24 protein-coding genes are annotated in these 26899 nt (G+C 72.2%); 12 read left to right on the top strand and 12 right to left on the bottom strand.

What is annotated here, in order from left to right; genetic code table 11:
• Nucleotides 1-593: 593 nt before the first annotated feature.
• On the top strand, nt 594-1190 hold the full coding sequence (locus JF597_RS22510; protein ID WP_293997723.1) for a TetR family transcriptional regulator: 597 nt from the start codon (nt 594-596) through the stop codon (nt 1188-1190).
• Nucleotides 1191-1429: 239 nt separating this feature from the next.
• Here JF597_RS22510 and JF597_RS22505 read toward each other — a convergent pair whose 3' ends face one another.
• Nucleotides 1430-2401, bottom strand: coding sequence for a YafY family protein (locus JF597_RS22505; RefSeq protein WP_293997516.1), 972 nt, complete (start codon nt 2399-2401; stop codon nt 1430-1432).
• A gap of 245 nt (nt 2402-2646) precedes the next feature.
• Between JF597_RS22505 and JF597_RS22500 the strand changes: the two genes are divergently transcribed.
• The 5 genes from JF597_RS22500 (at nt 2647) to JF597_RS22480 (ending at nt 8806) form a co-directional block, all read left to right on the top strand.
• Nucleotides 2647-4089, top strand: coding sequence for an MFS transporter (locus tag JF597_RS22500; protein WP_366916437.1), 1443 nt, complete (start codon nt 2647-2649; stop codon nt 4087-4089).
• A gap of 290 nt (nt 4090-4379) precedes the next feature.
• A complete protein-coding gene (locus JF597_RS22495; RefSeq protein WP_293997721.1) occupies nt 4380-5141 on the top strand; it encodes a DeoR/GlpR family DNA-binding transcription regulator in 762 nt (253 codons plus the stop codon).
• 29 nt (nt 5142-5170) lie between these two features.
• Entirely contained in the window at nt 5171-6118 is a 948-nt protein-coding gene (gene pfkB / locus JF597_RS22490; RefSeq protein WP_293997719.1) for a 1-phosphofructokinase, read from the top strand.
• A gap of 253 nt (nt 6119-6371) precedes the next feature.
• On the top strand, nt 6372-8438 hold the full coding sequence (locus tag JF597_RS22485; RefSeq protein WP_293997510.1) for a PTS fructose transporter subunit IIABC: 2067 nt from the start codon (nt 6372-6374) through the stop codon (nt 8436-8438).
• Between the two features lie 116 nt (nt 8439-8554).
• Nucleotides 8555-8806 (top strand): hypothetical protein, encoded by a 252-nt coding sequence (locus JF597_RS22480; protein WP_293997508.1) that lies wholly within the window; start codon nt 8555-8557, stop codon nt 8804-8806.
• 23 nt (nt 8807-8829) lie between these two features.
• Here the strand turns inward: JF597_RS22480 and JF597_RS22475 are convergent, their stop codons facing one another.
• From JF597_RS22475 to JF597_RS22460, 4 genes are all read right to left on the bottom strand, one after another.
• The gene (locus JF597_RS22475; protein WP_293997505.1) at nt 8830-9576 is read right to left on the bottom strand and encodes a DUF6227 family protein; all 747 of its coding nucleotides are present in this window, start codon (nt 9574-9576) and stop codon (nt 8830-8832) included.
• A gap of 157 nt (nt 9577-9733) precedes the next feature.
• A complete protein-coding gene (locus tag JF597_RS22470) occupies nt 9734-10963 on the bottom strand; it encodes an Ig-like domain-containing protein (RefSeq protein ID WP_293997502.1) in 1230 nt (409 codons plus the stop codon).
• Nucleotides 10964-11156: 193 nt separating this feature from the next.
• On the bottom strand, nt 11157-12185 hold the full coding sequence (locus JF597_RS22465) for a P1 family peptidase (RefSeq protein WP_293997500.1): 1029 nt from the start codon (nt 12183-12185) through the stop codon (nt 11157-11159).
• 40 nt (nt 12186-12225) lie between these two features.
• Nucleotides 12226-13464: a low temperature requirement protein A gene (locus JF597_RS22460; protein ID WP_293997497.1), complete on the bottom strand. Its 1239-nt coding sequence runs from the start codon at nt 13462-13464 to the stop codon at nt 12226-12228.
• 125 nt (nt 13465-13589) lie between these two features.
• Between JF597_RS22460 and JF597_RS22455 the strand changes: the two genes are divergently transcribed.
• Nucleotides 13590-13766, top strand: coding sequence for a hypothetical protein (locus JF597_RS22455; RefSeq protein WP_293997495.1), 177 nt, complete (start codon nt 13590-13592; stop codon nt 13764-13766).
• Between the two features lie 40 nt (nt 13767-13806).
• Here JF597_RS22455 and mscL read toward each other — a convergent pair whose 3' ends face one another.
• From mscL to JF597_RS22425, 6 genes are all read right to left on the bottom strand, one after another.
• On the bottom strand, nt 13807-14283 hold the full coding sequence (mscL, locus tag JF597_RS22450) for a large conductance mechanosensitive channel protein MscL (protein WP_293997717.1): 477 nt from the start codon (nt 14281-14283) through the stop codon (nt 13807-13809).
• A gap of 138 nt (nt 14284-14421) precedes the next feature.
• The gene (locus JF597_RS22445; RefSeq protein ID WP_293997492.1) at nt 14422-15000 is read right to left on the bottom strand and encodes a hypothetical protein; all 579 of its coding nucleotides are present in this window, start codon (nt 14998-15000) and stop codon (nt 14422-14424) included.
• A 180-nt stretch (nt 15001-15180) separates the two neighbouring features.
• Complete coding sequence (locus JF597_RS22440; RefSeq protein WP_293997490.1) at nt 15181-16014, bottom strand: S-methyl-5'-thioadenosine phosphorylase; 834 nt, start codon at nt 16012-16014, stop codon at nt 15181-15183.
• 109 nt (nt 16015-16123) lie between these two features.
• A complete protein-coding gene (locus tag JF597_RS22435) occupies nt 16124-16453 on the bottom strand; it encodes an FmdB family zinc ribbon protein (protein ID WP_293997487.1) in 330 nt (109 codons plus the stop codon).
• A 67-nt stretch (nt 16454-16520) separates the two neighbouring features.
• On the bottom strand, nt 16521-17813 hold the full coding sequence (locus tag JF597_RS22430) for an MFS transporter (RefSeq protein ID WP_293997485.1): 1293 nt from the start codon (nt 17811-17813) through the stop codon (nt 16521-16523).
• Nucleotides 17814-18081: 268 nt separating this feature from the next.
• On the bottom strand, nt 18082-19587 hold the full coding sequence (locus JF597_RS22425) for a potassium/proton antiporter (protein WP_293997715.1): 1506 nt from the start codon (nt 19585-19587) through the stop codon (nt 18082-18084).
• A 269-nt stretch (nt 19588-19856) separates the two neighbouring features.
• Between JF597_RS22425 and JF597_RS22420 the strand changes: the two genes are divergently transcribed.
• Nucleotides 19857-22619: a penicillin acylase family protein gene (locus JF597_RS22420; protein WP_293997483.1), complete on the top strand. Its 2763-nt coding sequence runs from the start codon at nt 19857-19859 to the stop codon at nt 22617-22619.
• Nucleotides 22620-22689: 70 nt separating this feature from the next.
• Here JF597_RS22420 and JF597_RS22415 read toward each other — a convergent pair whose 3' ends face one another.
• Nucleotides 22690-23310, bottom strand: coding sequence for a 5-formyltetrahydrofolate cyclo-ligase (locus JF597_RS22415; protein WP_293997481.1), 621 nt, complete (start codon nt 23308-23310; stop codon nt 22690-22692).
• 95 nt (nt 23311-23405) lie between these two features.
• On the opposite strand from JF597_RS22415, the gene galU reads away from it, so the two are divergent.
• The 4 genes from galU (at nt 23406) to JF597_RS22395 (ending at nt 26883) form a co-directional block, all read left to right on the top strand.
• A complete protein-coding gene (galU, locus tag JF597_RS22410) occupies nt 23406-24341 on the top strand; it encodes a UTP--glucose-1-phosphate uridylyltransferase GalU (protein WP_293997480.1) in 936 nt (311 codons plus the stop codon).
• Nucleotides 24338-25660: a gephyrin-like molybdotransferase Glp gene (gene glp / locus JF597_RS22405; protein WP_293997478.1), complete on the top strand. Its 1323-nt coding sequence runs from the start codon at nt 24338-24340 to the stop codon at nt 25658-25660. Before galU ends, glp begins: the two co-directional genes overlap by 4 nt.
• 177 nt (nt 25661-25837) lie before the next feature.
• Nucleotides 25838-26350 carry a cyclic pyranopterin monophosphate synthase MoaC gene (gene moaC / locus JF597_RS22400; protein WP_293997476.1) on the top strand — a complete coding sequence of 171 codons (513 nt, stop codon included), beginning with the start codon at nt 25838-25840 and terminating at the stop codon, nt 26348-26350.
• A complete protein-coding gene (locus JF597_RS22395; protein WP_293997474.1) occupies nt 26347-26883 on the top strand; it encodes a MogA/MoaB family molybdenum cofactor biosynthesis protein in 537 nt (178 codons plus the stop codon). The genes moaC and JF597_RS22395 overlap by 4 nt, the downstream gene beginning before the upstream one ends.
• Nucleotides 26884-26899 lie beyond the last annotated feature (16 nt).

The raw sequence follows: 26899 nt of genomic DNA, 5'->3' as shown, positions 1-26899 counted from the left end.
GGGCTCGCGTGACCAGTGCGCGCGAGGCTCCACTCACGTCGGGGCGCGTGCGCCGGGTGGCGAAAGACGGCGCAAACATGGCGCGGTACCGTCGCTTCGGGGCTCCGCGTGTAGGGAACAACCATCCAGGGCCGGGGAGTCGAGGTCCAGGGTGGACCACTTCCCGCGCGGCCGAAGGCTCCTGACGGGGCGGCAGCCGCCGACGGACCACGACGACCCGGACGCCCCCCCTCGCTCCAACAAGCCACGTCCCGACGCACCATCCCCCCGGCGCCGGGACTCTCCCCGAGCCGGGCTCCGGCGCCCAACCCCCCCGGGTGCCGGAGCCCGGCTCCACCTCTGCGCGGAGGCTCTCCACAAGGGCTTCCCGCCAGGGCTCCCCGCTGGGGCGCTGGGCCCGTGATTGCCCTGGCCCGGTGCCGCCGGGCATGCTGAAACGGTGGTTCACCCCGTACCTGAACCACGGGGTGAACCACCGGATGGCAGATTCTGCCACATGGGCATAGCCTGCCGAGATGAGCACCACCGGCAGCACCCCCACGCAGGACCCCGCCCCCCTCTCCCTCACGGAACGGCGCAAGGCGGAGACCCGCATGGAGATCGCCCGGGCGGCCGCAGGCCTCTTCGTACGGCGGGGACTGCGGGCCACGCGCGCCGAGGACATCGCACACGCCGCGGGCATCGCACCCCGCACGTTCTACCGCTACTTCGCCACGAAGGAGGAGGCGGTGGCCCCGCTCTACGCGGCGGGCGCCCGCCGCTGGGCGGAGGCGGTACGGTCGGCCCCCGCGTCCCTCTCCGTCCCCGAGGCCCTCGAGCACGCCGTCCGGCACACCCTGCTGCCTGGCGCCGGGGTCTCCGCGGCCTCCTGGGACTGGGTCCGCACGCTGATCCACCTGGCCGACACGAGCCCGGCGCTGCGGAAGGTGTGGGCGGAGGTGTGCCAGTCCTCGGACCAGCTCCTGACGTCGATCCTGGCGGAACGCACGTCCACCCCGGCCGACAACGTTGCCCCGCCTGCTCACCTCCGCTTCGCGGCGGCGGTGGCCGGCGCGGCGGTGCGGGTGGCGGTCGAGTCCTGGGCGTCGGGCACGGCCGCCCCCACGGGGCCGGAGGGGCCGGCGGCCCTGGCGCTCCAGAACCTGACGGCACTGCGAGGGTTCGCGTGGGAGGGCCCCGGCGGCACGTAGCCGTTCGGCTGCGGGCGGGTGGGGGCTGGTCGCGCAGTTCCTCCCCAGCCTTCGGCTGGGGGTACCCCCAGCGCCCCTGACGGGGCGCTGCAGTCGCGTCAGCTGCATACATAGCTGCGGGCAGGCGTGCCGCAGGGCGGCACGGGTGGGCGCTGGGGGTCCCCCGGCCGAAGGCTGGGGGTGGCACCCTGCAAGCGCCGGTAAGCCTCCCCACCCCCCGCCCCACCCACCCGCACTCCTCACCCGCCCCCGGCCCGGCTCAACCGGCCCCCCAACTCCCGCACGCACGACACCAGTTCCGCAGGCTCCCGCACCACGAACTCGCACCCCACCGTCGCCAGCCGCACGGCCAGCCACTCCACCGGCTCCCCGGTGTCCCCCCGCAGCACGCACCAGCCGCCGCCCCCTTCCTCGGCCACCGGCGTCCCCAGCCACCCCGGCAGCCGGGCCCCCACCTCCGCCGCCGACCCGGCGAACGCGACAGCGAACCGGTACGTCTCCTGCCGCCGCTGGATGGACCGCCGCAAGTATTCCGCCGCACTCCCCGTCGGCATCTCCCGCGGAGCGAACCGCGCCCCGGTGGCGAACGGCTCGCTCACCCGGTCGACCCGGAACGTCCGCCAGTCGCCGCGATCGAGGTCGTACGCCACGAGGTACCACCGCCGCCCCGTCGACACCAGCCGGTACGGCTCCGCCTGCCGCCGGGTCTCACTCCCGTCCGCCGCCCGGTACGCGAACCGCAACCGCTCCCGCCCCGCGACCGCCGACGCCATCACGGTCAGCGTCTCGGGCGCGATGCTCGCCCCGTCCCCGCTGGTCAGCGGTGTGGTCGCGGCCTGGAGCGTGGTCACCCGGTGCCGCAGCCGGGCCGGCAGTACCTGCTCCAGCTTCGCCAGCGCCCGCACCGACGCCTCGTCCACCCCCGCCACGGCATGCCCCGCCCCGGCCCGCAGCCCGACCGCGATGGCGACGGTCTCCTCGTCGTCGAGCAGCAGCGGCGGCATCGCCTTCCCGGCGACCAGCCGGTAGCCCCCGTCGGCCCCCTTGCTGGCCTCGACGGGATACCCCAGCTCCCGCAGCCGGTCGATGTCGCGCCGCACGGTACGCCGCGACACCCCGAGACGGTCGGCGAGCTCACCGCCGGGCCATTCACGGGGTGTCTGGAGAAGAGACAGCAACTGGAGCAGCCGAGCGGGAGTGTCTGTCGTCATGCACCCGAGCATGCCTCACCACTAGGACAGAATCTGGCCTAGTGCGTCCCTACGGTACGAACATGACTTCCACGGCCACAGGCGCCCTGAAGGGGCACGGGACTGTATCGATCAGCGGCTCCGCCGCGGTGCGCAATCAGCCACGACGAACCGGCACGGACACCACCACCACACCGACCCCGACGGCGCTCGAACCGTCGGCCTCCCCCGGTGCACCGCACCGCTGGCTGGCCTTGGCGATCGTCATGACGGCCGCCTTCATGGACCTCGTCGACGTCACGATCGTCAACATCGCCATCCCCTCCATCCAGCGGGACGCCGGTGCCTCCTTCAGCCAGATCCAGTGGATAACCGCCGGCTACGCCCTCGCCTTCGCCGCCGGCCTGATCACCGGCGGCCGTCTCGGCGACATCCACGGCCGCAAACGGCTGTTCCTGATCGGCGTCGCCGGCTTCACCCTCGCCTCGGCCCTCTGCGGCTTCGCCGCGAACCCGGAAATGCTGGTCGCCTCCCGCATCCTGCAGGGCGCCATGGCCGCGCTGATGGTCCCGCAGGTCCTGTCGATCGTGCACGCCACCTTCCCGGCCCACGAGCGCGGCAAGGTCTTCGGCCTGTTCGGCGCGATCGTCGGCCTGGGCGCGGTCTCCGGCCCGCTGCTCGGCGCGCTCCTCACCGAGTGGGACCTCCTCGGCCTCGAATGGCGCCCGATCTTCCTGATCAACCTCCCGGTCGGTGTCGCCGCCCTGCTCCTCGGCCGCCGTTACATCGGCGAATCCAAGGCCCCGCGCGCGCTGCGGCTGGACCTCGTCGGCGTCGCCCTGGTCACCGTCGGCCTGCTGATGCTGCTCTACCCGCTGACCCGCGGCCGTGAGCTCGGCTGGCCGTTGTGGGGGTACGCGTCGATGACCGGCGCACTCGTCGTCTTCGCCGTACTGGTCGCCTACGAACGCCGCAAGGCGGCCCGCGACGGCTCCCCGCTCATCGAACCGTCCCTGTTCACGGTGAAGAGCTTCGCGGCCGGCATCGCCGTGCAGACCGTCTTCGGTGTCGCACTCGGCATCTTCTTCCTGGTCTGGACGCTGTACATGCAGGTCGGCCTGGGCTGGAGCCCGCTGCACGCCGGTCTGACCGGGGTGCCGTTCTCGATCTCCGTCTCGGTCGCGGCCGGGCTGTCCGTGCAGAAACTGGTCCCGCGCTTCGGCCGCAAGGTGCTCCAGGCCGGCGCCCTGCTGATGGGCCTCGGGGTGCTGCTCTACGTCTGGGAGTCGCACCGCTACGGCCTCGCCATCGCCTCCTGGCAGATGGCCCTGCCGCTGGTCGTGATGGGTGCGGGCATGGGCCTGATCGTCGCCCCGCTGACGGACGCGGTGCTCTCGGAGGTGCCGCGCGAGCACGCCGGTTCCGCCTCCGGCCTGATCAACACCGTGCAGCAGATGGGCAACGCGCTCGGCCTCGGCCTGGTCTCGGTGGTCTTCTACGGCGTCGTCGACGACCGCCTGACCTCCTCTGGGGTCGGTCCGGCCTTCGCGGACGCCTTCCGGCACGCCCTGCTCTGGGTGGCCGCCGTCCTGGCCGTGATCTTCCTCCTGATGTCCGCCCTGCCGAAACGCCCGGCGCAGCACCTGGAGGCGGACGACAGCGAGGCACCGCTCCCCGCCGCGGAGGAGAGGCCCGAGCTCGTCCACTGACCGCCTCCGGTCGAAGGGCCCGGCGCCGGAGGGCGCCTGCCCTTCCGCGTGGACATCCTGGGAGGCGCCTCCGATCCCTGGGAGGCGCCTCCGAGCCGCCCTGAACAGGCCGAACGCCCGATCATGTCCGTTTGCGGCCCGAACCTGTTTACTTTCCGGAAATCCCGGCGTAGCCTCCTCGCGAAACCACAAGTTCGGGCATCAGTCGGACGCGGTCGGACATGAGTCAGGCGCGAGTCGGACATGAACCGGACGTCGGTGGCACGTATCTCGGAGCGGAGGCGCAGGGCATGTACGCACCGGAACGGCAGCAGGAGATCCTCCGGCTCGCCCGTGACGGCGGCCGGGTGGACGTCGTGTCGCTCGCCGAGGAGTTCCAGGTCACGCAGGAGACGATCCGCCGTGACCTGAAGGCCCTCGACCGTGCCGGCCTCGTCCGCCGGGTGCACGGCGGTGCCATCCCGGCCGGGCGGCTCGACTTCGAGCCGGACCTCGCCGAACGCGAGTCCACCTCGGCCGACGAGAAGGACCGCATCGCCAAGGCCGCCGTGCCGGAACTGCCGACCGAGGGCACCCTGATCCTCGACGCCGGGTCCACGGTCGCCCGCCTGGCCGCGGCCATCCCGCTGGAGGCGGCCCTCACCGTCGTCACCCACAGCCTCCCGATCGCGGCGCGCCTCGCCGACCACCCCGGCATCCAGCTCCACCTCGTCGGGGGGCGCGTACGGCACCGTACGCGCGCCGCCGTGGACGCCTGGGCGCTGCGCGCGTACAGCGAGATCCGGGCCGACGTCCTCTTCGTCGCCGCCAACGGCTTCTCCGCCGACCAGGGCCTGACCACCCCCGACCTCGCCGAGGCCGCGGTCAAGCGGGCGGCCGTCGCCGCGGCCCGCCGGGTGGTCCTGCTCGCCGACTCCGCCAAGCACGGCCAGGAGCACTTCGCCCGCTTCGGCGACATGGGCGACGTGGACCTGCTGATCACCGACAGCGGACTGAGCCCCGAGGACGCCGCCGCCATCGAGCGCGGCGGCACGGAAGTAGTACGAGCATGAGCACCACGAGCACCACGATCGGTACGGGCATGATCCTCACCGTCACCCCCAACCCCTCCCTCGACCGGACCTACGAGGTCCCGGCCCTGGAGCGCGGCGAGGTCATCCGCGCCTCCGGCGAGCGCATGGACCCCGGCGGCAAGGGCGTCAACGTCTCCCGCGCGGTCGCCGCCGCCGGCCGCCGCACGGTCGCCGTCCTGCCCCTGGGCGGGGCGCCGGGCGCCCTGATCGCCGACCTGCTCGACGCCCAGGGCATCGAGGTCGCGCCGGTCCCGGTCGCCGGGGCCACCCGTTCCAACATCGCCCTCGCGGAGTCCGACGGGGTGCTCACCAAGATCAACGCGCCGGGCCCGGAACTCTCGGCCGAGGAGCAGGAACTGCTCCTGGAGACCGTGCGCGAGCAGTCCCGCGACGCCGACTGGATCGCCTGCTGCGGCAGCCTGCCGCGCGGGCTCGCGCCCTCCTGGTACGCCGATGTCGTCGCCCGGGCCCACGCCGGGGGCGCACGCATCGCGCTGGACACCTCGGGGCGCGCGCTGCTCGAGGCGCTGCGCGCGCAGCCCGACGTGGTGAAGCCGAACGCCGAGGAGCTGGCGGAGGCCGTCGGGCGCCCCCTGGCGACGGTGGGCGACGCGCTGAAGGCGGCCGAGGAACTGCGCGGTATGGGAGCCCGCGCCGTCCTCGCCAGCCTGGGCGCCGACGGCCAGCTGCTCGTGGAGGACGGGGGCGCCTGGTTCGCGAGCGCCCGCGTGGCCACCGTGCGCAGCAACGTCGGCGCCGGCGACTCCTCCCTCGCCGGCTTCCTCGTCGCCGGTGGCAGCGGCCCGAAGGCCCTCGTCTCCGCCGTAGCGCACGGCGCCGCCGCCGTCCAGCTGCCCGGCAGCGTGATGCCCACCCCGGCCGACCTGGACCCGACGGCGGTCACCGTCACCGACGTCGTACCCGTCGACCGCGAACTGACGGAGCCGGTGTCATGAGGACCCAGATTCGTACGACCGCCCACCCCGCCGCGCCCCTGCCCGGCGCCGCCCGCCGACAACCGGCCCAGGAGCGGCAGGGCGTCTCGTTACTCGCCGCGCCGACGGGCCGGCGGGGCACCCTGAGCCGCCCCGCCGTCCCCGGGAGGCGGGGCTTCCCCGGCCCCGTCTCCCGACCCGCCCCCCACGGCACCCCCGTCCCCACCCCCGCCCACCCCACACTCCGGGCGATACGCGTGCATAGGAGCCCGCGATGAGCGACATGATCACCGCGGACCTGGTCGATCTCGACCTGTCCGCCGAAACCAAGGAAGCGGCGGCGCGCGCCCTCGCCGAGCGCATGGTGGCCCTGGGCCGGGTGACCGACCTCGAGGGCTTCCTCGCCGACGTGGCCGCCCGCGAGGCCCAGATGCCGACCGGTCTCGACGGCGGCATCGGCATCCCGCACTGCCGCAGCGTCCACGTCACCGAGCCGACGCTGGCCTTCGGGCGCAGCGCTGCCGGCGTCGACTTCGGCGCCCCCGACGGCCCGGCCGACCTGATCTTCCTGATCGCGGCCCCCGCCGGCGCCGACGACGCCCACCTCACGATCCTCTCCTCGCTGGCCCGCCAGCTGATGAACAGCGAGTTCACGGACGCGCTGCGGTCGGCGGGCGACGCGCGGACGGCGGCAGCGCTGATCCGCGGCGACGAGACGCCCGCGCCCACCGAGGGCGCGGCGGCGGCCGCGAGCGCCCCTCAGAACCCCGCTGCGGCGCCGGTGGCGGCCTCCGCCGGCACCGCAGCGGCCACCGGGGACGCAGGCCCCAAGGCCGGTGAGCGCCCGTTCCGCATCGTCGCCGTCACCTCCTGCCCGACCGGCATCGCCCACACCTACATGGCGGCCGAGTCGCTGGAGAACGCGGGCCGCGAGGCGGGCGTCGAGCTCGTCGTCGAGACGCAGGGCTCGGCCGGTTTCACCCGGCTCGACCCCGAGGCCATCGCGGCGGCGGACGGCGTGATCTTCGCGCACGACGTGCCCGTCCGCGACAAGGACCGCTTCGCCGGCAAGCCGACCGTCGACGTCGGCGTGAAGGCAGGCATCAACCGCCCCGCCGAGCTGATCGGCGAGGTCCGCGCCAAGGCGGCCCGCGGCGAGGTGACGTCCGGCTCCGCCCCGGCCACCCCGGTGGAGCGCGCGGGCGAGGCCGGCGAGGGCTACGGCACCAAGCTGCGCAAGTGGCTGATGTCCGGCGTGAGCTACATGGTCCCGTTCGTCGCGGCCGGCGGTCTGCTGATCGCCCTCGGGTTCGCGATCGGCGGCTACGAGGTCAAGTCGGCGCCGTCGGTGCTCAACCACTTCGTGTGGACGCAGACCGACAGCTGGGCCGCCCTGATGTTCCAGATCGGCGCCGTCGCCTTCGGCTTCCTGGTGCCCGTCCTGGCGGGCTACATCGCCTACGGCATGGCCGACCGGCCCGGCCTGGTCCCCGGTTTCGTGGGCGGCATGATCGCCTCCACGATCAACGCCGGCTTCCTCGGCGGCCTCGTCGCCGGTCTGCTGGCCGGTGGCGTGGTGATGGCGATCCAGAAGATCGACATCCCGAAGGTGCTGCGCGGCATCATGCCGGTGGTGGTCATCCCGCTGATCTCCACGGCGATCGTCGGCTTCCTGATGTTCGTCGTGGTCGGCAAGCCCATCGCCTCCGCGCAGAAGGGCATGACCGACTGGCTGAACGGCCTCTCCGGCTCCAACGCCATCCTGCTCGGCGCCCTGCTCGGCCTGATGATGTGCTTCGACCTCGGCGGCCCCGTCAACAAGGTCGCGTACACCTTCGCCACCGCCGGTATCGCGGTCTCCAACCCCAGTGACTCCGCGATGAAGATCATGGCGGCGGTCATGGCGGCCGGCATGGTCCCGCCGCTGGCGATGGCCCTCGCGACGACCGTGCGCGGCAAGCTCTTCACCGAGACCGAGCGCGAGAACGGCAAGGCGGCCTGGGTGCTGGGCGCCTCCTTCATCTCCGAGGGCGCGATCCCGTTCGCGGCCGCCGACCCGCTGCGCGTCATCCCGTCCTCGATGGTGGGCGGTGCCATCACCGGCGCGCTGTCGATGGCCTTCGGCGCCACGCTGCGCGCCCCGCACGGCGGGATCTTCGTGGTCCCGCTGATCGGCAACCCGTTCCTCTACCTGATCGCCATCGCCGCCGGTGTCTGCGTCACCACGGCCCTGGTCGTCGTCCTCAAGGGCCTGCGCAAGCCGGCCCAGCAGGCCTCGGCGGGCGGCTCCGCCGGGACGGCCGCGACCGCGAAGGAGGACCGGCAGCCGGTCGCGGCCTGAGCCCCGCACCGCGTCGCCGTCTTGTCCCTTTGATTCGCTGTGAGTTGTTCACGGCACCTGCGAGATACGTCACGGTCCGGGACCAAAGTCCCGGACCGTGGTGTGTACTGGGGCGTATGCCCGCGCACGTCTCGACCCTCCAGCTGATCGGCATGACCGCGCTCACCCTGGCGACCGTCGCCTGGGCGGCCGTCGTGACGCGCCTGCTGCGCCGCAACCGCCGCGAAGCCCTCGCCTGGCACGCCGCGCGCACCCTCCCCGCCTTCCCGCACCAGTACGAGGCCGCCCCGCCCCGCGAGGCCGTCGAACTGACCCCCGCCGAACAGGACGCCTTCGCCGGCCTGGTACGGCGCCTGGGCCACCGCTGAGCCTCCCGGCACGGGAGGGCGGGCTACCTCTGCCGCGCCGCCCGCCGCTCCATCGCGTCCCGGGCCGCGTCCTCCGACGGGTACACCTCGCACATGTGCCGGCCGTCCGGCGTCGCCGTGTGCTCGACCTCCCACAGGGACAGCTCCCGGCCGTCCCGCAGCAGGAACGCGTGCTCGTAGAGCGAGAAGACCAGCCCCGGCCTGCCTGTCCGCCCCGGCCGTCCGAACGCCTGGGTGATCTGGTGTGCGAACGCCGCCGACAGCGCGTCGGCCGTCTCCGTGCCCGGCCGGTCCGGGTTCTCCGCACGGCGCAGCAGCCGGCGCGCGTGGTCCGCCGAGTCGTCCGGCACGTACACGTGCCTCGGCTCCGGGACCGGCGCCAGCGTCACCAGCACCGGCAGCTCGAAGTCCGGGGTGTCCGGCGGCAACGGCAGCCGCGCGGTCGCGGCCCGCAGCTCCTCCTCGTCGACGTACACCTCGTGCTGCGGGTCGCTGCCCGGCACGGTGTTGTGCACGATCTCCCACAGCGTGACCGCCGAGCCGTCCGCCAGCAGCCAGGTGTGCCGGTACGTCTCCCGGTGCAGCCCCGCGCTGTGGTGCGCCGAGTGCAGCGAACTGTCGTGCGCCAGCGCGCAGTCCAGTTGCCTTATGGCCTCGTCGGGCAGCTCGAAGGAGTTCAGGGCACGGCCGAGGAGCCGCGCGAGGTGCTCCTCCGGAGACTCGGGCGACTCGGCTGGTTCGTACGCTGCCGTCTCGTACGGAACGCTCAAGGTTTCTCCCGGCGTTGCTGCATGTCACCTTGTGGGTGCATACCGTAGCTCCTCGGTCGGACATCATGTCCGGGAACCGGGAAAACGTACGCCGGGAAAACGCGCGGGCCGCGCGAAAAGTTCCCGCGCGGCCCGGCGATCAGTCAAAAGGTGCCGGTCAGACGGCACTTCCCGCGGTCCACTCGCTCCACGACAGGTTCCACCCGTTGAGCCCGTTGTCCGGCTGCACGGTCTTGTCGGGGGAGTTCTTCACGATCACGACGTCGCCGATGAGCGAGTTGTCGTAGAACCACTTGGCCGTGGTGTCGCCCTGCGCCCCCTGCACGTCCGCCATGCCCACACAGCCGTGGCTGGTGCCCTGCTGCCCGAACGGCGGGTTGGACTTGTTGTACCAGTAGTTGCCGTGGATGAACGTCCCCGACGTCGTCAGCCGCATCGCGTGCGGCACGTCCGGGATGTCGTACTCCCCGCCGAGGCCCACCGTCTGGCTGTTCATCCGGGTCTGGGTGAACTTCTCGGAGATCACCATCTGCCCGTTGTACGTCGTGTGCTCCGGGCTGCCCGTGGAGACCGGTACCGACTTGAGGAGCTTGCCGTCCCGCATCACGGTCATGGTCTGCGTGTTCGCGTCCACCGTGGAGACCTGCGAACGTCCGACGGTGAACGTCACCGTCTTCTTCTGCACCCCGTAGACGCCGTTCGCGCCCTCGACGCCGTCCAGGTCGATCTTCATCGTGACCTTGGAGCCGGCCTTCCAGTAGTCCTGCGGCCGGAAGTCCAGCCGCTGCGCCCCGAACCAGTGGCCCACCACCTGCTGGCCGCTGCTGGACGTGACCGTGATGTGCGACTGCACGGCCTTCTTGTCGGCGATGACCTTGTCGAAGGTGAACGACACCGGCATCCCCACGCCGACCGTCGTCCCGTTGTCCGGGGTGTACGTGCCGATGTAGCTGTTCGCCGAGTTGACGGTGGTGAAGATGGAGTTGGCCGCCGCCGTGAGCCCCCCGGAGTCCTTGGCGGTCGCCGATATCTCGTACTTCGTGCCGCGCTCCAGCTGCTCCTTCGGCTTCCAGCTGCCGCCGTCCGCCGAGAGGGTGCCGTCCACGGCCTGCCCGGACCCCGCCACGGTCATCTTGACGTCGGTCAGCTTCCCGCCGCTGACCTGCACGCCGGTCGTGTTGATGGACGCGCCGGTCGAACCGTCCTTCGCCGAGATCACGATCCTCGCGGCCGACGTCTTCGCGGCGGTGTCCTGCCCGCCCTTGCCGTCGTCGCCCTTGTCGTCGGCGTTGGCGTTTCCGCCGCAGGCGGTGAGGGTGAGGGCGCCGACCATCAGGGCGGCACAGGCCCCCAGTGCGCGCCGCGCTGCAATGTCCGGCGATGTCACGGGCTGCTCCAGGTTCTTATGAGTTCTTGTGATGTGCGTGATCCGCTCCAGTGCGTGGAGGAAGAGGCTCAAGGCCCCTGCCGGGGTTCCCTCCGGAGCCCGCGAACGCCATCACGTGACAGAACCAGGACAATCGACAGCTACGCGCAAGGTTCGGGACGCGCCGACGACGGTCCGGGGGCGCGCCACCCTCTCACCTCTCCCCGTACAACTCGCTGTACGACGGCCACGCCCCGCCCGGCCCGTCGACCGACCCGGCGGCCCGCACCGCCCGCACGATCGAGCGGGTCACCAGGTCGGCACCGGCCGCGAGGATCTCGTTGAGCGCGCCCGGGCCCGCGTCGAGCGGGCGCGCGCCCGTCGCCAGCGCGAAGACCGTGTCCCCGTCGTGCAGCAGGTGCACCGGCCGCACGGCGCGCGCGATCCCGTCGTGCGCCGTCCCGGCCAGCTTCTGCGCCTGCGCCTTGGAGAGTCCGGCATCGGTCGCGACCACCGCGAGCGTGGTGTTGAGCGGCGGCAGTGCGTTCCGGGCGGCGGTCTCGGCGAGCCGCCGGCGCGCGGCCTCGTGCACCCGCTCCTCGGGATACTCCACGCGCCCCTCGAACAACTCCCCGTACAACACCCCCGTTTCCGGATCGAGGACCGCGCCGGCCGCGTTGGCCACCACCAGCGCGGCCACCGTGATCCCCGAGTCCAGCACGGTGCTCGCGCTGCCCACCCCGCCCTTCAGCGCCCCGGCCACGGCGCCCGTGCCCGCGCCCACGCACCCCTGGGGCACCCGGGCACCCGGCCCGCTCGCCGCGGCGGCCTCCACCGCCGCCCGCCCGGTCGCCGCGTCCGGCCGGGCCCGGAAGTCCCCGCCCCGCCCCAGATCGAAGACACAGGCCGCGGGCACCACCGGCACCACATGCGCCGGATCCGGCCCCACCCGCACTCCGCGCCCCCGCTCCTCCAGCCAGGCCATCACCCCGGACGCCGCGTCGAGCCCGTACGCGCTGCCGCCGGTGAGCACGATCGCCTCCACCCGCTGCACCAGGTTGCGCGGGTCGAGCGCGTCCGTCTCCTTGGTGCCCGGGCCCCCGCCCCGCACGTCCACCGCGGCCACCGCGCCGCCCTCGGGGGCCAGGACGACCGTGGTGCCGGTGAGCCGGCCCTCGCCGGTGCGGGTGGCGTGCCCCACCCGGAGCCCGGCCACGTCCGTCAATGCGTCAACAACTGTCATGACGGCCAGTCTGGCCCAGCCCGGCACCCCCGCGGAGAGGTCAGGAGGCGGTCGCCGCGGTGTCGGCCGGGCGCCGGCGGCCGGCCGTGCGCGCCGTCAGGGTCGTGCCCGTGACCACCGCGGCCGCCGACACCAGGCCCGCCGCCGGCACCGCCCAGTCGCCCAGGAAGGTGCAGCAGATCACCAGCAGCGCGGTGACCGGCAGCACCAGCTGCTGGGCGAGACCCACCTTGAAGTGCCGCGAGTGCAGCGCCCACACGGTCAGCAGGTACAGCGCCGTCGGCACGGTCACGGCCGCCGACGCGGCCGTCGTGGAGAGGTGCGCCTTGCCGACCGCCTCCTCGACGGCCACCTCGATGCCGGCGCCGATCGAGGCCGCCGACGCGAAGATCAGGTAGTGGCCGTAACCCCACAGGAAGGACTGCCTGTTGGAGCGCAGATGGCCGTGGATCGGCACCACGAAGTAGATCCACCACGCCGAGAACACGATCAGCAGGCCGCCCGCCGCGATCGGCAGCAGCTCGCTCACCGCGTCGTGCTCGGCCACGGCCGACTTCACGGCCACCGTCGCCGCCGCGATCGTCTCGCCGAGCACGATGATCGTGAACAGCCCGAACCGCTCGGCGATGTGGTGCGGGTGCCAGGAGGTGCTGTGGTTCTTCTCGGCGTACACCGGCACGCACAGCTCGGCGATCGCCATCACCAGGAACACCCAGGGGCGCGCGTGCTCCGGCAGCACCACGAGACCGAGCCAGCCGACCTGGCACAGCAGCACCCCGCCCGCGTACCGCAGCGCCATGGTCCGCTCCGCCCCCTCGGCCTCCCGCGCGGCTCGCAGCCACTGCGAGGCCAGCGCCACCCGCATGATCACGTAACCGATCAGGACCAGTGCGAAATCGTGGTCCGTGAAGGCCCGCGAGACACCGGCCGCCAGCACCAGGACGCCCGCGATCTGGACCAGGGTGACGACCCGGTAGAGGGCGTCGTCGTTGTCGTAGGCCGAAGCGAACCAGGTGAAGTTCATCCAGGCCCACCAGATGGCGAAGAACAGCATCGCGTAGTTCAGGACGCCCTCGCCCGCGTGGCCCACGGCGACCGCGTGCACCAGTCCCGCGCCGGCCTGGGCGATGGCCACCACGAAGCACAGGTCGAAGAAGAGCTCGAGCGGTGAGGAGACCCGGTGGGACTCCTCGCGCCCGCGTGCGGTCAGGCGGCGCAGCGGCCGGAGGGGCTGGGGCGCGCCCGGGGAGGCGGGCGCCGGGGTGGAACTCGACGTCATGCCCCCCAGCACAGCAGAAAACCGCGGCGTTATCGCGCGCGGGGTCCGGTGCGGGGCGCTGCGCGGGCGGCCGGACCGGGTCGGGAGCGGGCGGGCCGGGAACGAGCGGGCCGTACTCTTGACGCATGAGCAGCGCCCCCGAGCCCGAGCCGCGCGACCCGAAGCCCGCGCTGATCTTCGACGACCCGCTCGACCGGCAGTCGTCGGACGACACCGACCGCGGCTGGGGCGACCGCCCGGAGGGCGACTCCGCCGCCGACCTCAGGCGTTTCCTCGACGAGAAGCCGCCCCACCACCTCTGAGCCGCCCGCGCGACCGCCCGCAGCCTCCGCGGCAGCGCCGCTAACGCTGGATGTGGCCGTTCCCGCGCTGCGCCACCAGCGCGTCGCGGATCTCCTTCAGCACCTCCAGCTCGGTCACCTCGACCACCTCGTGCGTGCCCTCCCGCGCCTTGCGGCGGGCCTCCACCCGGGCCAGGTACTTCGCCATCGGCAGGACCATCAGGAAGTACACGACCGCCGCGGTGATCACGAAGGAGAGCGTGGCACCCAGGACCGAGCCCCACATGATCTGGATGCCGCTCCTGACCGTGCCGTCCGCGGCCACCTTGCAGGGCTCCTTCAGGCACGAGCTGTAGCTGTCGAGGTTCTTCGTGCCGATCGCGCCGACCACCGGGTTGATGATCCCCTTCACCACCGAGTTGACGATGTTCGTGAAGGCGGCGCCGATGACCACCGCGACTGCCAGATCGACGACGTTGCCGCGCATCAGGAAGGTCTTGAAGCCCTGCCAGACACTCGGTTCCTTCTTCTCGATCACCTCGGGGACTCTCCTCACATGCACAGGGTGTGGAACAAAGCGCTCCGCAACCTACGTCACCATGCGGCCATTGCGCCCAGTCCCGCAGCTCGAACGAGCGACTTGACACAGAGTGTCCCGGAAATCGCCCCAGGCTGTTCAGCACAGTGTCACCGCCAGCCGTGCCGTGGCGCTCGCGCCGACCAGTCGTGCCGCGGTGTCGCGCGGAGCCGAGAGCACGACCAGTGCCCCGCTCTCCGCCGCCGGGCCGACCGGCTCCGGCAGCCTCGTCACGCGCACCCCGCGCGCGATCACCCGGGCCGCCCCGCCGGCCGCGGGATCCCCGGCGGCGATGACGTCCACCCGGTCACCGGGGCGCAGCAGCCGGACGGTGGCCGCGTCGGCGATCCGCACCGGCGCCGTCACCATGTCCACCGGCGGGGCGTGCCGTCGTACCGGCTGGGTGACGACCGGGTGGCCCCGGGGCCGCTCGGCCCGCAGGGCGTCGAGGGCGGCACGCGGTCCCGCCGCGACGAGCGCCGCCGCCGTGACCGCGAGGCCGGCCGCGAGGGCCCGCCTGCGGTGCCGCAGCAGCCGGTCCAGCCCGTACCGCCCGCCGCGTACCCGCACCGGTTCGAAGTGCGGGACCTCGCAGGTGGCGGGGGCGTCCGTGCCCAGCGGGCGCGGGACGCGGAGGGGAGGGGGGAAGGCGGGGGACAGCGAGGGGGGAACGGACATGGGGATCACCACCTGCGACGGGAATCGGCTTGCGGGACCACGATGAGGTCTCGCGCCGGAACCCGCCGGAGCCGGTGTGCTACTGGCCGGTTGTGGACAACTCGGCCACCCGAACGAGGAGTTCAGCCTCTGCCCGCCCGGTGGAAAGCGACCGCGTCACGGCCCGCTCGACGGCCCGCTTCAGGGCAGCGCGAACCCTGGGTCCATGCCGCCGAGCGCGTGCGTGCACAGGCAGTCCCGTGCCGCGTTCTCCGGCAGGGCCGCCACGGCGTCGAACAGCACGCCGCGCAGCCGGTCCACGTTGGCCGCGAACACCCGCAGCACCTCGTCGTGCGAGACGCCCTCGCCGGTCTCGGCGCCCGCGTCCAGGTCCGTGACCAGCGTCAACGACGTGTAGCAGAGCTCCAGTTCACGGGCGAGCGCCGCCTCGGGGTGGCCGGTCATGCCCACCACCGACCAGCCCTGCGCCTGGTGCCACAGCGATTCGGCGCGGGTCGAGAAGCGCGGCCCCTCGACCACCACGAGCGTGCCGCCGTCCACCGGCTCCCACTCCCGGCCGCGCGCCGCCTTCAGGGCCGCCGTCCGGCCGGTGGGGCAGTAGGGGTCGGCCAGCGAGACGTGCACCACGTTCGGCACGGCGCCGTCGGGCAGCGGCAGCCCGTCGAAGTACGACTGCGCCCGGGACTTCGTACGGTCCACCAGCTGGTCCGGTACGAGCAGCGTGCCCGGGCCGTACTCGGGGCGCAGACCGCCCACCGCGCACGGGCCGAGCACCTGCCGCACGCCGACGGAGCGCAGTGCCCAGAGGTTGGCCCGGTAGTTGATGCGGTGCGGCGGCAGATGGTGGCCGCGTCCGTGGCGGGGCAGGAAGGCGACCCGGCGGCCGGCGATCTCGCCGAGGAAGAGGGAGTCGCTGGGCGGCCCGTAGGGCGTGTCGACCTGGATCTCGGTCACGTCGTCGAGGAACGAGTAGAAGCCGGAACCGCCGATTACGCCGATCTCTGCGTTCACCATGCGCAGCACACTAGCCGCCCGCCCGAACCGGCCGCCCGGGCAGGTGCCGGGGTCCGGCAACGCCTCGGACCCCGCTGTCGCGCGACGGCGGGGTCCGAGGGGTGAGGTCTCAGGCGGCGGAGCTGCTGGCCGAGCCCGACGAGGACGACGTCGAGGACGACGCCTTCGAGTCGGAGGCCTTCGAGTCGGACGACTTCGACTCCGACGACGTGCTCGACGAGGCCGAGCCCGACTTCGACGCGGGGCTGCTGCTCGACGAGGAGCCGCGGCTGTCGTTGCGGTAGAAGCCCGAGCCCTTGAAGACAATGCCCACCGCGGAGAACACCTTCTTCAGGCGGCCACCGCAGTTGGGGCACTCGGTCAAGGCGTCGTCGGTGAACTTCTGCACCGCCTCGAGGCCCTCGCCGCACTCGGTGCACTGGTACTGGTAGGTCGGCACTGTCTTCCTCCTGGCACTCTCACTCAGTGAGTGCTAACGACGGTCCATACTGACGTATTCCTGAGGATCAGTCCACCGTCAGCGGTACTCGGTGACCGACGCCACGTGCGACGGTACGGTTCCGGGGCGGGCCGACCAGCCGTGCGCGCAGCGCCACGAGGGTCACCAGGGCCAGCACTGTGCCGGCCATCGGCACCAGGAACCCGGCACCGCCCCACAGGCGGTCCTCGAGCTGGCCGGCGACCGTGACCGCGGCCGCCTGGCCGAGCGCCACCGCGCCGGTCAGCCAGGTGAACGCCTCCGTGCGGGCCCCGGCCGGGACCAGGCCCTCGACCAGCGTGTAGCCGGTGATCAGGGCGGGCGCGATGCACATGCCGACCAGCAGGCCGAGACCGGCCAGGACGAGTACCGAGTGGGACGTCCACAGCGCCGACGCGGTCAGCGCGAGCGCCGCGTAGCCGACGACCAGGCGCCGGTGCGGGGCGGCCTTCCAGGCGAGCGCGCCGCAGACGATGCCGGAGAGCATGTTCCCCGCGGCGAAGGTGCCGTACAGGACGCCGTTCAGGCCGGGCTCGCCGATCGACTCGGTGAACGCGGCGAGGGAGACCTGCATGCCGCCGAAGACGGAGCCGATGCCCAGGAAGGCGACGACCAGGGCGCGCACGCCCGGGACGCGGAGCGCCGAGGCGTGCCGCACGCGCGCGTGGCCGCTGCCGGTCACCCGGGGCTGGGTGCTCTTGCGGGCGGCGAACAGCAGACCGCCGGCCAGGGTGAGGGTGGCCTCCGTGACCAGGCCGGCGGCCGGGGCCACGGTGGTGCACAGGGCGGTCGCGAGCAGCGGGCCGAAGACGAAGGTGAGCTCGTCGGTGACGGACTCGAAGGCGGCCGCGGTGGACATCAGGGGGGAGTCCTGGAGCGTCACGCCCCAGCGGGCGCGCACCATGGGGCCGATCTGTGGCACCGAGGCGCCGGTCGGCACGGCAGCCGCGAACAGTGCCCACAGGGGCGCGTGCGCCAGCGCGAGCGCTGTCAGGACGAGGCCGGACAGCGTGTGCACGAGCACGCCGGGGACCAGCACCGCGCGCTGGCCGTAGCGGTCGGCCAGGCGGCCGCTGTAGGGCGCGAACAGCGCCATGGAGACACCGGTGACGGCCGCGGCGGCGCCCGCGGCGCCGTAGGAGCCGGTGGTGTGCTGCACGAGCAGCACGATGGAGATGGTGAGCATCGCGAACGGCTGGCGCGCCGCGAAACCGGGGAGCAGGAACGTCCAGGCGCCGCGGGTGCGCAGCAGCTGTCCGTATCCCGGGCGGGACGGCGCCGCCGGGTTCTCCGACGGCTCGGTGGTGACCGTGGATGCCACGGCCCGTGCCTTTCTGCCGCCTGGTAGCGCGCCCGTGCGGGGGCGCCGAGAGCTGTCCTCTTGCGCGGAACTGCGGTAGATACCGGCGCCCACTGCGAGGAGTGATCCGGCCGCCATACGGTCGCGCCAGCTCTGCGTCAGGCAGAGTTGGTTCGATCAGGGTGCTTTCATCGTACAGGGGGGAGGGTCCGGTACACCTGTGAAAACGAGCACCGTGACCCCCGTTCACCTGGGATTGCCCGAGGTGTGAAGTGCCCGAAACACGCCCTTAACGCACGCCCGCCGTCCCGTTCGTGCCCAGCCAGCCCGCCAGCTTGCCCCCGGCGCCGACCGCGCGCAGCCGCCGTTCCGCGGCGTCCCGCACCGGGTCGGTGGCGACCACGAGGAGTTCGTCCCCGCGCCGCAGTACCGTCGCGGGCAGCGGAACAAACGATTTTCCTTCGCGGACGACCAGGGTGACGGCGGCCCCGGCCGGCAGCCGCAGCTCGTTGATCTCCACGCCGTGCATCCGGGAGCCCTCGGGGATCGACACGGACAGCAGGTGCCCGCGCAGCCGCTCCAGGGGTGCGGACTCGATGCCTAGGTCGGCGGCCTCCGGGCCCTCGCCGAGCCGCAGTTTGCGGGCCAGCCAGGGCAGGGTCGGCCCCTGGACGAGGGTGTAGACGACGACCAGGACGAAGACGATGTTGAAAATCCGGTGGCTGGTGTCGACGCCGTTCACCATGGGGATCGTCGCCAGGATGATGGGCACGGCGCCGCGCAGCCCGGCCCAGGACATCAGGGTCTGCTCCCCCCAGGGCAGCCGGAAGGGCGCGAGACTGACGACCACGCTCAGCGGCCGCGCCACCATGGTGAGCACCAGCCCGATGACCAGTGCGGGCAGGAAGTCGTCGCCGAGCTCGTGCGGGGTGACCAGCAGGCCGAGCAGCACGAACATGCCGATCTGGGCGATCCAGCCGAGTCCCTCGGCGAAACCACGGGTGGCCGGCCAGTGCGGCAGCTTGGCGTTGCCGAGCATCATGGCGGCCAGGTAGACCGCGAGGAAGCCGCTGCCGTGCGCCAGCGCGCCGGCGGCGTAGGCCGTGACCGCGATGGCCATCACGGCGATCGGGTAGAGGCCGGAGGCGGGCAGTGCGACGTGCCTCAGCCCCCAGGCGCCGAGCCAGCCGACCGCGAGGCCTATGGCGGCGCCGATGGCCAGCTCCATGGCTATCTCGCCCAGCAGCACGTACCAGTGCTCGACCGGTCCCGCCGTGGAGAAGGCGACGACCAGGATGACCACCGGGGCGTCGTTGAAGCCGGACTCCGCCTCCAGCGTGCCCGTCACTCGCGCGGGCAACGGAATGCGCCGGAGCACGGAGAAGACCGCCGCCGCGTCCGTGGAGGACACCACCGCACCGATGATGAGCGCCTGCCGCCACTCCAGTCCGACCAGGTAGTGCGCGCCCGCGGCGGTGACACCGACGCTCACCCCGACCCCGGCCAGGGCCAGCATGGAGGCGGACGCCAGGACGGGTTCGACCTCCTTCCACTTCGTGCCGAGACCGCCCTCGGCCAGGATCACGACCAGGGCCGCGTATCCGATGACCTGGGTCAGCTCGGCGTTGCTGAAGTGGATGTTCCCGATGCCGTCCTGGCCCATGAGGACGCCGATCCCCAGGTACACGAGCAGGCTGGGGAGCCCGCTGCGCGAGGAGATCCGCACGGCCGCGACCGCGACGAGCAGGACCAGGGAGCAGACGAGCAGAAGCTGGTTGAGGTGGTGGACAGTCAGCGGCGGTTCCCTTCCTTGGCTCGCGCGTGGGCGACGCGGAAGCGCACGTACACAGGACCGAGAGTGCGGCACTCCGCACCCAAGTACTTCGTTACCTTACCTAACTCTTGACGCTTTCTTGACGCTTCCCCGGGCAAGATCGAACGCCCGTGCCCGCAGGTTCCCCACTCCGGGTCAAGTGGCGTGAGGCCCTGCGCCTATGGTTGCTCCAGCGCTCAGTCAAAAGCACATGCCCGTCTGCCGCTCGCGTTAGGACAGCAAGGACAGCGATGCCCCCCAACACCACCGCCACAACGGGTGACAAGCCTGGCAAGTCCGGCAGGAAGAAGGGGCGCAGAGCCCGTCTGATCGTGCTCGTACTCGTCCTGGCCGTCGTCGGTGGCGTCTTCTACGGGGCGTACTGGTCGGTCAGCACGGTCCGCGCGTCCTTCCCGCAGACCAAGGGTTCGATCACGGTCGAAGGCCTCTCCGGGCCCGTGACCGTGAAGCGCGACAGCTACGGCATCCCGCAGATCTACGCCTCGACCGACGAGGACCTGTTCATGGCGCAGGGCTACGTCCAGGCGCAGGACCGGTTCTACGAGATGGACGTGCGCCGCCACATGACCTCCGGGCGCCTGTCGGAGATGTTCGGCAAGGGCCAGGTGAAGAACGACGAGTTCCTGCGCACCATGGGCTGGGACCGGGTCGCGAAGGAGGAGTACGACACCAAGCTGTCGGCCTCCACGAAGAAGTACCTCCAGGCCTACTCCAAGGGGGTCAACGCCTACCTCCGGGGCAAGAGCGGCAAGGACATCTCCCTGGAGTACGCGGCCCTCGGGTTCGTCAACGACTACAAGCCCGAGCAGTGGACCCCCGTCGACTCGGTCTCCTGGCTGAAGGCGATGGCCTGGGACCTGCGCGGCAACATGGACGACGAGATCGACCGCGCCCTGATGACCAGCCGTCTCGGCCCGCAGCAGATCAAGGACCTGTACCCGGACTACCCGTACAGCCGCAACCAGCCGATCGTCCAGGAGGGCCAGTACGACGAGGTCACCAGGACGTTCGAGCAGAGCGGCTCCGCGAGCGGCTCCGGGACCTCGACGGGCACCGGTGGCACCACCACCTCGTCGTCCGGCGGTTCGGCGGTCACGAGCCAGCTGGAGCGGCTCTACGACGTCCTGGACGACGTCCCCACGGCCGTCGGCGTGAACGGCCAGGGCATCGGCTCCAACTCCTGGGTCGTCGGGGGCCAGTACACCATCACCGGCAAGCCGCTGCTCGCCAACGACCCGCACCTGTCGGCGTCGCTGCCGTCCGTCTGGTACCAGATGGGCCTGCACTGCACCACGGTCTCCAGCAAGTGCCAGTACGACGTCACCGGCTACACCTTCGCCGGCATGCCCGGTGTGATCATCGGCCACAACGCGGACATCGCCTGGGGCATGACCAACTCGGGGGTCGACGTCACCGACCTCTACCTGGAGAAGCTCTCCGGCGACGGCTACCTGTACGACGACAAGACCAAGTCCTTCACGACCCGCACCGAGACCATCGAGGTCGCCGGCGGCGCGTCCAAGAAGATCGTGGTGCGCCAGACCGCCGACGGCATGCCGCTGCTGTCCGACCGTGACGACGAACTCGTCGAGGTCGGCAAGAAGGCCTCCGTGGACACCGCGGCACCCGACCGCGGCGACGGCTACGGCATCGCCCTGCGCTGGACCGCCCTGGACCCGGGCACCACCATGGACGCCGTCTTCGCCATCGACAAGGCGTCCGACTGGAGCGAGTTCCGGGCCGCGGCCGCCCAGTTCGACGTGCCCTCGCAGAATTTGATCTACGCCGACACCAAGAACAACATCGGCTACACGCTGCCGGGCAAGATCCCCACGCGCTCGTCGGCGGACGACGGGTCCATCCCGGCGCCGGGCTGGGACTCCACGTACAAGTGGACCGGCTACATCAAGCAGGACGAGCTGCCCTACGAGTACGACCCGAAGCGCGGCTACATCGTCACCGCCAACCAGGCCGTGATCGACAAGGACAAGTACCCCTACACGCTCACCACGGACTGGGGCTACGGCACCCGCAGCCAGCGCATCACCGACCTGATCGAGTCCAAGATCAAGGACGGCGGCAAGATCTCCACCGACGACATGCGCCAGATGCAGACGGACAACAGCAGCGAGATCGCCAAGCTGCTGGTGCCCAAGCTGCTGAAGATCAACCTCGACGACAAGGACGTCCGCGAGGCGCAGAAACTCCTCGAGGGCTGGGACTACACCCAGGACGCCGACTCGGCGGCCGCGGCCTACTTCAACGCGGTCTGGCGCAACATCCTCAAGCTCGCCTTCGGCAACAAGCTGCCCAAGGAGCTGCGGGTCAAGGGCCAGTGCCTGTGGGTCGACAAGATCGACAGCACCGGTCCGGTGGACGACGACGCCAAGGTGCGCGAGTGCGGCGAACGCGACGCCGACCAGGCCCAGCCGGACGGCGGCGACCGCTGGTTCGAGGTGGTCCGCAACCTCATGAACAAGCCGGACAGCGACTGGTGGAAGACGCCGGCCGGCGCGGGCGACCGCCCCAAGGCCGACACCATGGACGAGCTCTTCAAGCGCGCCATGATCGACGCCCGCTGGGAGCTGACCGCGAAGCTCGGCAAGGACATCGACACCTGGAGCTGGGGCCGGCTGCACCGCCTGTTCCTGAAGAACCAGACCCTCGGCACCGACGGCCCGGCCGTCGTCCAGTACATCCTCAACCGCGGCCCCTGGAAGCTCAGCGGCGGCGAAGCCACGGTCGACGCGACCGGCTGGAACGCCGCCGGCGGCTACGGCGTCGTCTGGGTGCCGTCCATGCGGATGGTCGTCAACCTCGACGACCTGGACAAATCCAAGTGGATCAACCTCACCGGAGCCTCCGGCCACGCCTTCAGCGCCCACTACACCGACCAGACGGGCAAATGGGCCGCCGGCGAACTGCTCCCGTGGTCGTTCTCCGACAAGGCGGTCGACCAGAGCACCAGTGACACCCTCGTCCTGAAGCCCTAGACCCGACGGCCACCCGCCGCTGGAACGGCCCTCCACGCACGCGTGGGGGGCCGTTTCGCGCCGGAGCGGCTCAGGGGCTCGCGAAACGTCGCACCCCCGACGGCGTCACCACCGCCTGCACCGGCCGGTCGTGCGGCTGGGCGGGCACCCGCTCGACGACCTCCGTGTCGTACAGCAACACCACGAGGGCCGGGCGCGCGCCCGCACGCTCCAGACGCGCCAGCACCCGGTCGTAGGACCCTCCGCCGCGCCCCAGGCGCATCCCGCGCGCGTCCACCGCGAGCCCCGGCAGCAGCACCACGTCCGCGGCGAGCACGGCATCCGGCCCCAGTCGTTCACCGGAGGACTCGAACAGCGCCATCTTCCCGCCGTGTTGGACGCGGGCGAGGGAGCCCTCCCCGGCGTACGCGCCCCAGTCCAGGTCGTGGTCCGGCAGCAGCGCGGGGAGCAGTACGCGCACCCCCCGTGCGACCAGCGCGTCCAGCAGCGTGAGCGTGCCGGGCTCGCTCCCGACCGAGACGTACGCCGCCACCGTGCGCGCATGTGCCAACTCGGGCAGTTCCAGCGCGTGCCCGGCCAGCGCGTCGGCCGCTTCCCCGACGACATCCGTCGTCAACCTGTTCCTCACCCCGAGGAATTCTCGGCGCAACGTTCGCTTGTCACTCTCGGCCTCAGGTCCACCGTGCTCCACAGGTCGTTCCCGCACCCTTCCCTAATCAGCCCATATGGGCACCAATTGTCCGGAGCCTCGGATTCTCCGCAAAGGCACCCGATAAGGTTGCGGACATGACTCAGTCGCACCCCAGGATCAGCAAGGCTGTCATTCCCGCGGCAGGCCTCGGCACCCGGTTCCTGCCGGCCACCAAGGCGACTCCCAAGGAGATGCTGCCGGTCGTCGACAAGCCGGCGATCCAGTACGTGGTCGAGGAGGCCGTGTCGGCGGGGCTCGACGACGTCCTCATGATCACCGGACGCAACAAGCGTCCGCTCGAGGACCACTTCGACCGCAACTACGAGCTGGAGTCGGCGCTCCAGAAGAAGGGCGACGCCGGCCGGCTCGCCAAGGTGCAGGAGTCCAGCGACCTCGCCACCATGCACTACGTCCGCCAGGGCGACCCCAAGGGCCTCGGCCACGCCGTGCTGTGCGCCGCCCCGCACGTGGGCCACGAGCCCTTCGCGGTCCTGCTCGGCGACGACCTGATCGACCCGCGCGACCCCCTTCTCCAGCGCATGATCGAGGTCCAGGAGCAGCACGGCGGCAGCGTGATCGCGCTCATGGAGGTCGACCCCGAGCAGATCCATCTCTACGGCTGCGCCGAAGTGGAGACGACCGTCGACGGCGACGTCGTCAGGGTGACCGGCCTGGTGGAGAAGCCGGACCCGGCGGACGCCCCGTCGAACTACGCCATCATCGGCCGCTACGTCCTCGACCCGCACGTCTTCGACATACTGCGGCGCACCGAGCCGGGCCGCGGCGGCGAGATCCAGCTGACCGACGCCCTCCAGAAGCTCGCGCAGACGTATTCGTCGGCGGCCACCGCCGCGGAGAAGGCCGGCGGCCCCGTGCACGGCGTCGTCTTCAAGGGCCGCCGCTATGACACCGGCGACCGCGGCGACTATCTGCGTGCCATTGTCCGTCTCGCGTGCGAACGTGAAGACCTGGGCCCGGACTTCCGGACCTGGCTTCGCAGTTACGTAGCCGAGGAGATGCAGCAGAGTTGAGCAGCACCGCGACCCGCCCCGCCGGCCCGGACCACCTGTGGTCGGTGGACGAGCACCTGGAGGACATCCTCACCGCCGTCCGCCCCCTGGAACCCATCGAGCTGCAACTCCTCGACGCCCAGGGCTGCGTCCTCGTCGACGACGTCACGGTGCCTCTCTCGCTGCCGCCGTTCGACAACAGCTCCATGGACGGGTACGCGGTACGGGTCGCGGACGTGGCGGGCGCGAGCGAGGAGTTCCCGGCCGTCCTGGAGGTCGTCGGGGACGTCGCGGCGGGCGCGGCCGAGCTGACCCCGGTGGGCCCCGGCCAGGCGGTCCGGATCATGACCGGCGCCCCGCTGCCGCCCCGCGCCGAGGCCGTCGTTCCCGTGGAGTGGACCGACGGCGGACTCGGCGAGGGACCGGTCGCCGGGATGCGGGCGCGCAGCCTCGCGCCCGAGGGCGCCGAGGGGCACGTGCGCGTGCACCGGCCGGCCGAGGCACGCGCGCACGTGCGCGCGCGGGGCAGCGACGTGAAGGCCGGCGATCTCGCCCTGGCGGCCGGCACCGTCCTCGGCCCGCCGCAGATCGCGCTGCTCGCCGCGATCGGCCGCGGCACGGCACGCGTGCGCCCGCGCCCGCGCGTGGTCGTCGTCTCCACCGGCAGCGAACTCGTCCAGCCCGACGAGGCGCTCGGCAGCGGCCAGATCTACGACTCCAACAGCTTCGCCCTCACCGCCGCCGCCCGGGACGCGGGCGCCATCGCCTACCGGGTGGGCGCCGTCGTCGACGACGCCGAGACCCTCCGCGCCACCATCGAGGACCAGCTCGTCCGCGCCGACCTGGTGGTCACCACCGGCGGTGTCAGCGTGGGCGCGTACGACGTCGTCAAGGAGGCCCTGGCGCACGTCGGCGACGAGGACGAGCCGGGCAGCGGCATCGACTTCCGCAAGCTCGCCATGCAGCCCGGCAAGCCCCAGGGCTTCGGCACCATCGGCCCCGACCACACGCCGCTGCTGGCGCTTCCGGGCAACCCCGTGTCGTCGTACGTCTCCTTCGAGCTGTTCGTGCGGCCCGCCATCCGCACCCTGATGGGCCTCGACGACGTCCACCGGCCCCGCACCACGGCGACCCTCAGGGCCGGCAAGGCGCTCGGCTCGCCCAAGGGGCGCAGGCAGTTCCTGCGCGGGACCTACGCCGACGGCGAGGTGACCGCGGTGGGCGGCGCCGGTTCGCACCTGGTCGCCGCCCTGGCGCACGCCGACGCGCTGATCGTCGTACCCGAGGACGTGGAGTCCGTGGAGCCCGGCACCGACGTCGAGGTGGTCCTGCTCGGCTGACGGGGGTCCGGTCCGTCCGGCGGCATCCGCCGGACGTCCCGCCGTTCCGCCACGCACGCGTACCGGTCCGCCGGACGGTCCTGCCCGCTGGTGCGGACCGTCTTGGCGGTACCGTGTCGCGCACAGCAGGCCCGAGCGCCGCACCGCGACGGGCCAGGACGAGGAGCGCTACACAGCATGACCGAGCCCTCCCGGGGGGACACCCCCGGACCCTCTGTGCCAGACCGGCTGACGCACCTCGACGACGCGGGCGCCGCCCGCATGGTCGACGTGTCCGGCAAGGACGTGACCGCGCGCACCGCCCGCGCCAGCGGACGGGTCCTCGTCTCGCCCCGCGTGGTCGAGTTGCTGCGCGGCGAGGGCGTTCCGAAGGGCGACGCCCTCGCCACTGCGCGCATCGCCGGGATCATGGGGGCCAAACGCACCCCGGACCTGATCCCGCTGTGTCACCCCTTGGCCCTCTCCGGTGTGAAACTGGATCTGGCGGTCGCGGACGACGCGGTGGAGATCCTGGCCACGGTGCGGACGACGGACCGCACGGGTGTCGAGATGGAGGCGCTCACGGCGGTCTCCGTCGCGGCGCTCACCGTGATCGACATGGTCAAGGCGGTCGACAAGGGAGCGGTCATCACGGACGTACGCGTGGAGGAGAAGACGGGCGGGAAGTCGGGCGACTGGAGCCGGGCGTGAACGCCGGGCCGTCCGCCGACGGTGCGCCGCGCGCGCCGTATCGCGCGCTGGTCGTGACCGCCTCCAACCGGGCCGCCGCCGGTGTCTACGAGGACAGGGGCGGACCGCTGGTCGCGGCGGGCCTGGCGAACCTCGGGTTCGGCGTGGACGGGCCGCAGGTCGTGCCCGACGGGGAACCCGTGGCGGCCGCGCTGCGCGCGGGGGTCGAGGCGGGGTACGACGTCGTCGTCACCACCGGCGGCACCGGCATCTCGCCCACGGACCGCACGCCGGAGGCGACCCGCGCGGTGCTCGACTACGAGGTGCCGGGCATCGCCGAGGCCGTCAGGGCGTTCGGACGGGAGAAGGTGCCCACCGCCGCGCTCTCCCGGGGCCTGGCAGGGGTGGCGGGACGGACACTGATCGTCAACCTTCCGGGGTCCACCGGCGGGGTGCGGGACGGCCTGGCCGTCCTGGAACCGCTGCTGGCGCACGCCGTCGACCAGATCCGCGGCGGGGACCACCCGGGACCCAGCAGTGGGGGTGCGAGCTGAACAGCCCATCCTGGCC

The sequence above is a fragment of the Streptomyces sp. genome, assembly GCF_019510245.1.
Lineage (GTDB): Bacteria > Actinomycetota > Actinomycetes > Streptomycetales > Streptomycetaceae > Streptomyces.
Note: the sequence above shows the minus strand (reverse complement) of the source record. Positions and strands in the feature narration are given on the sequence as shown.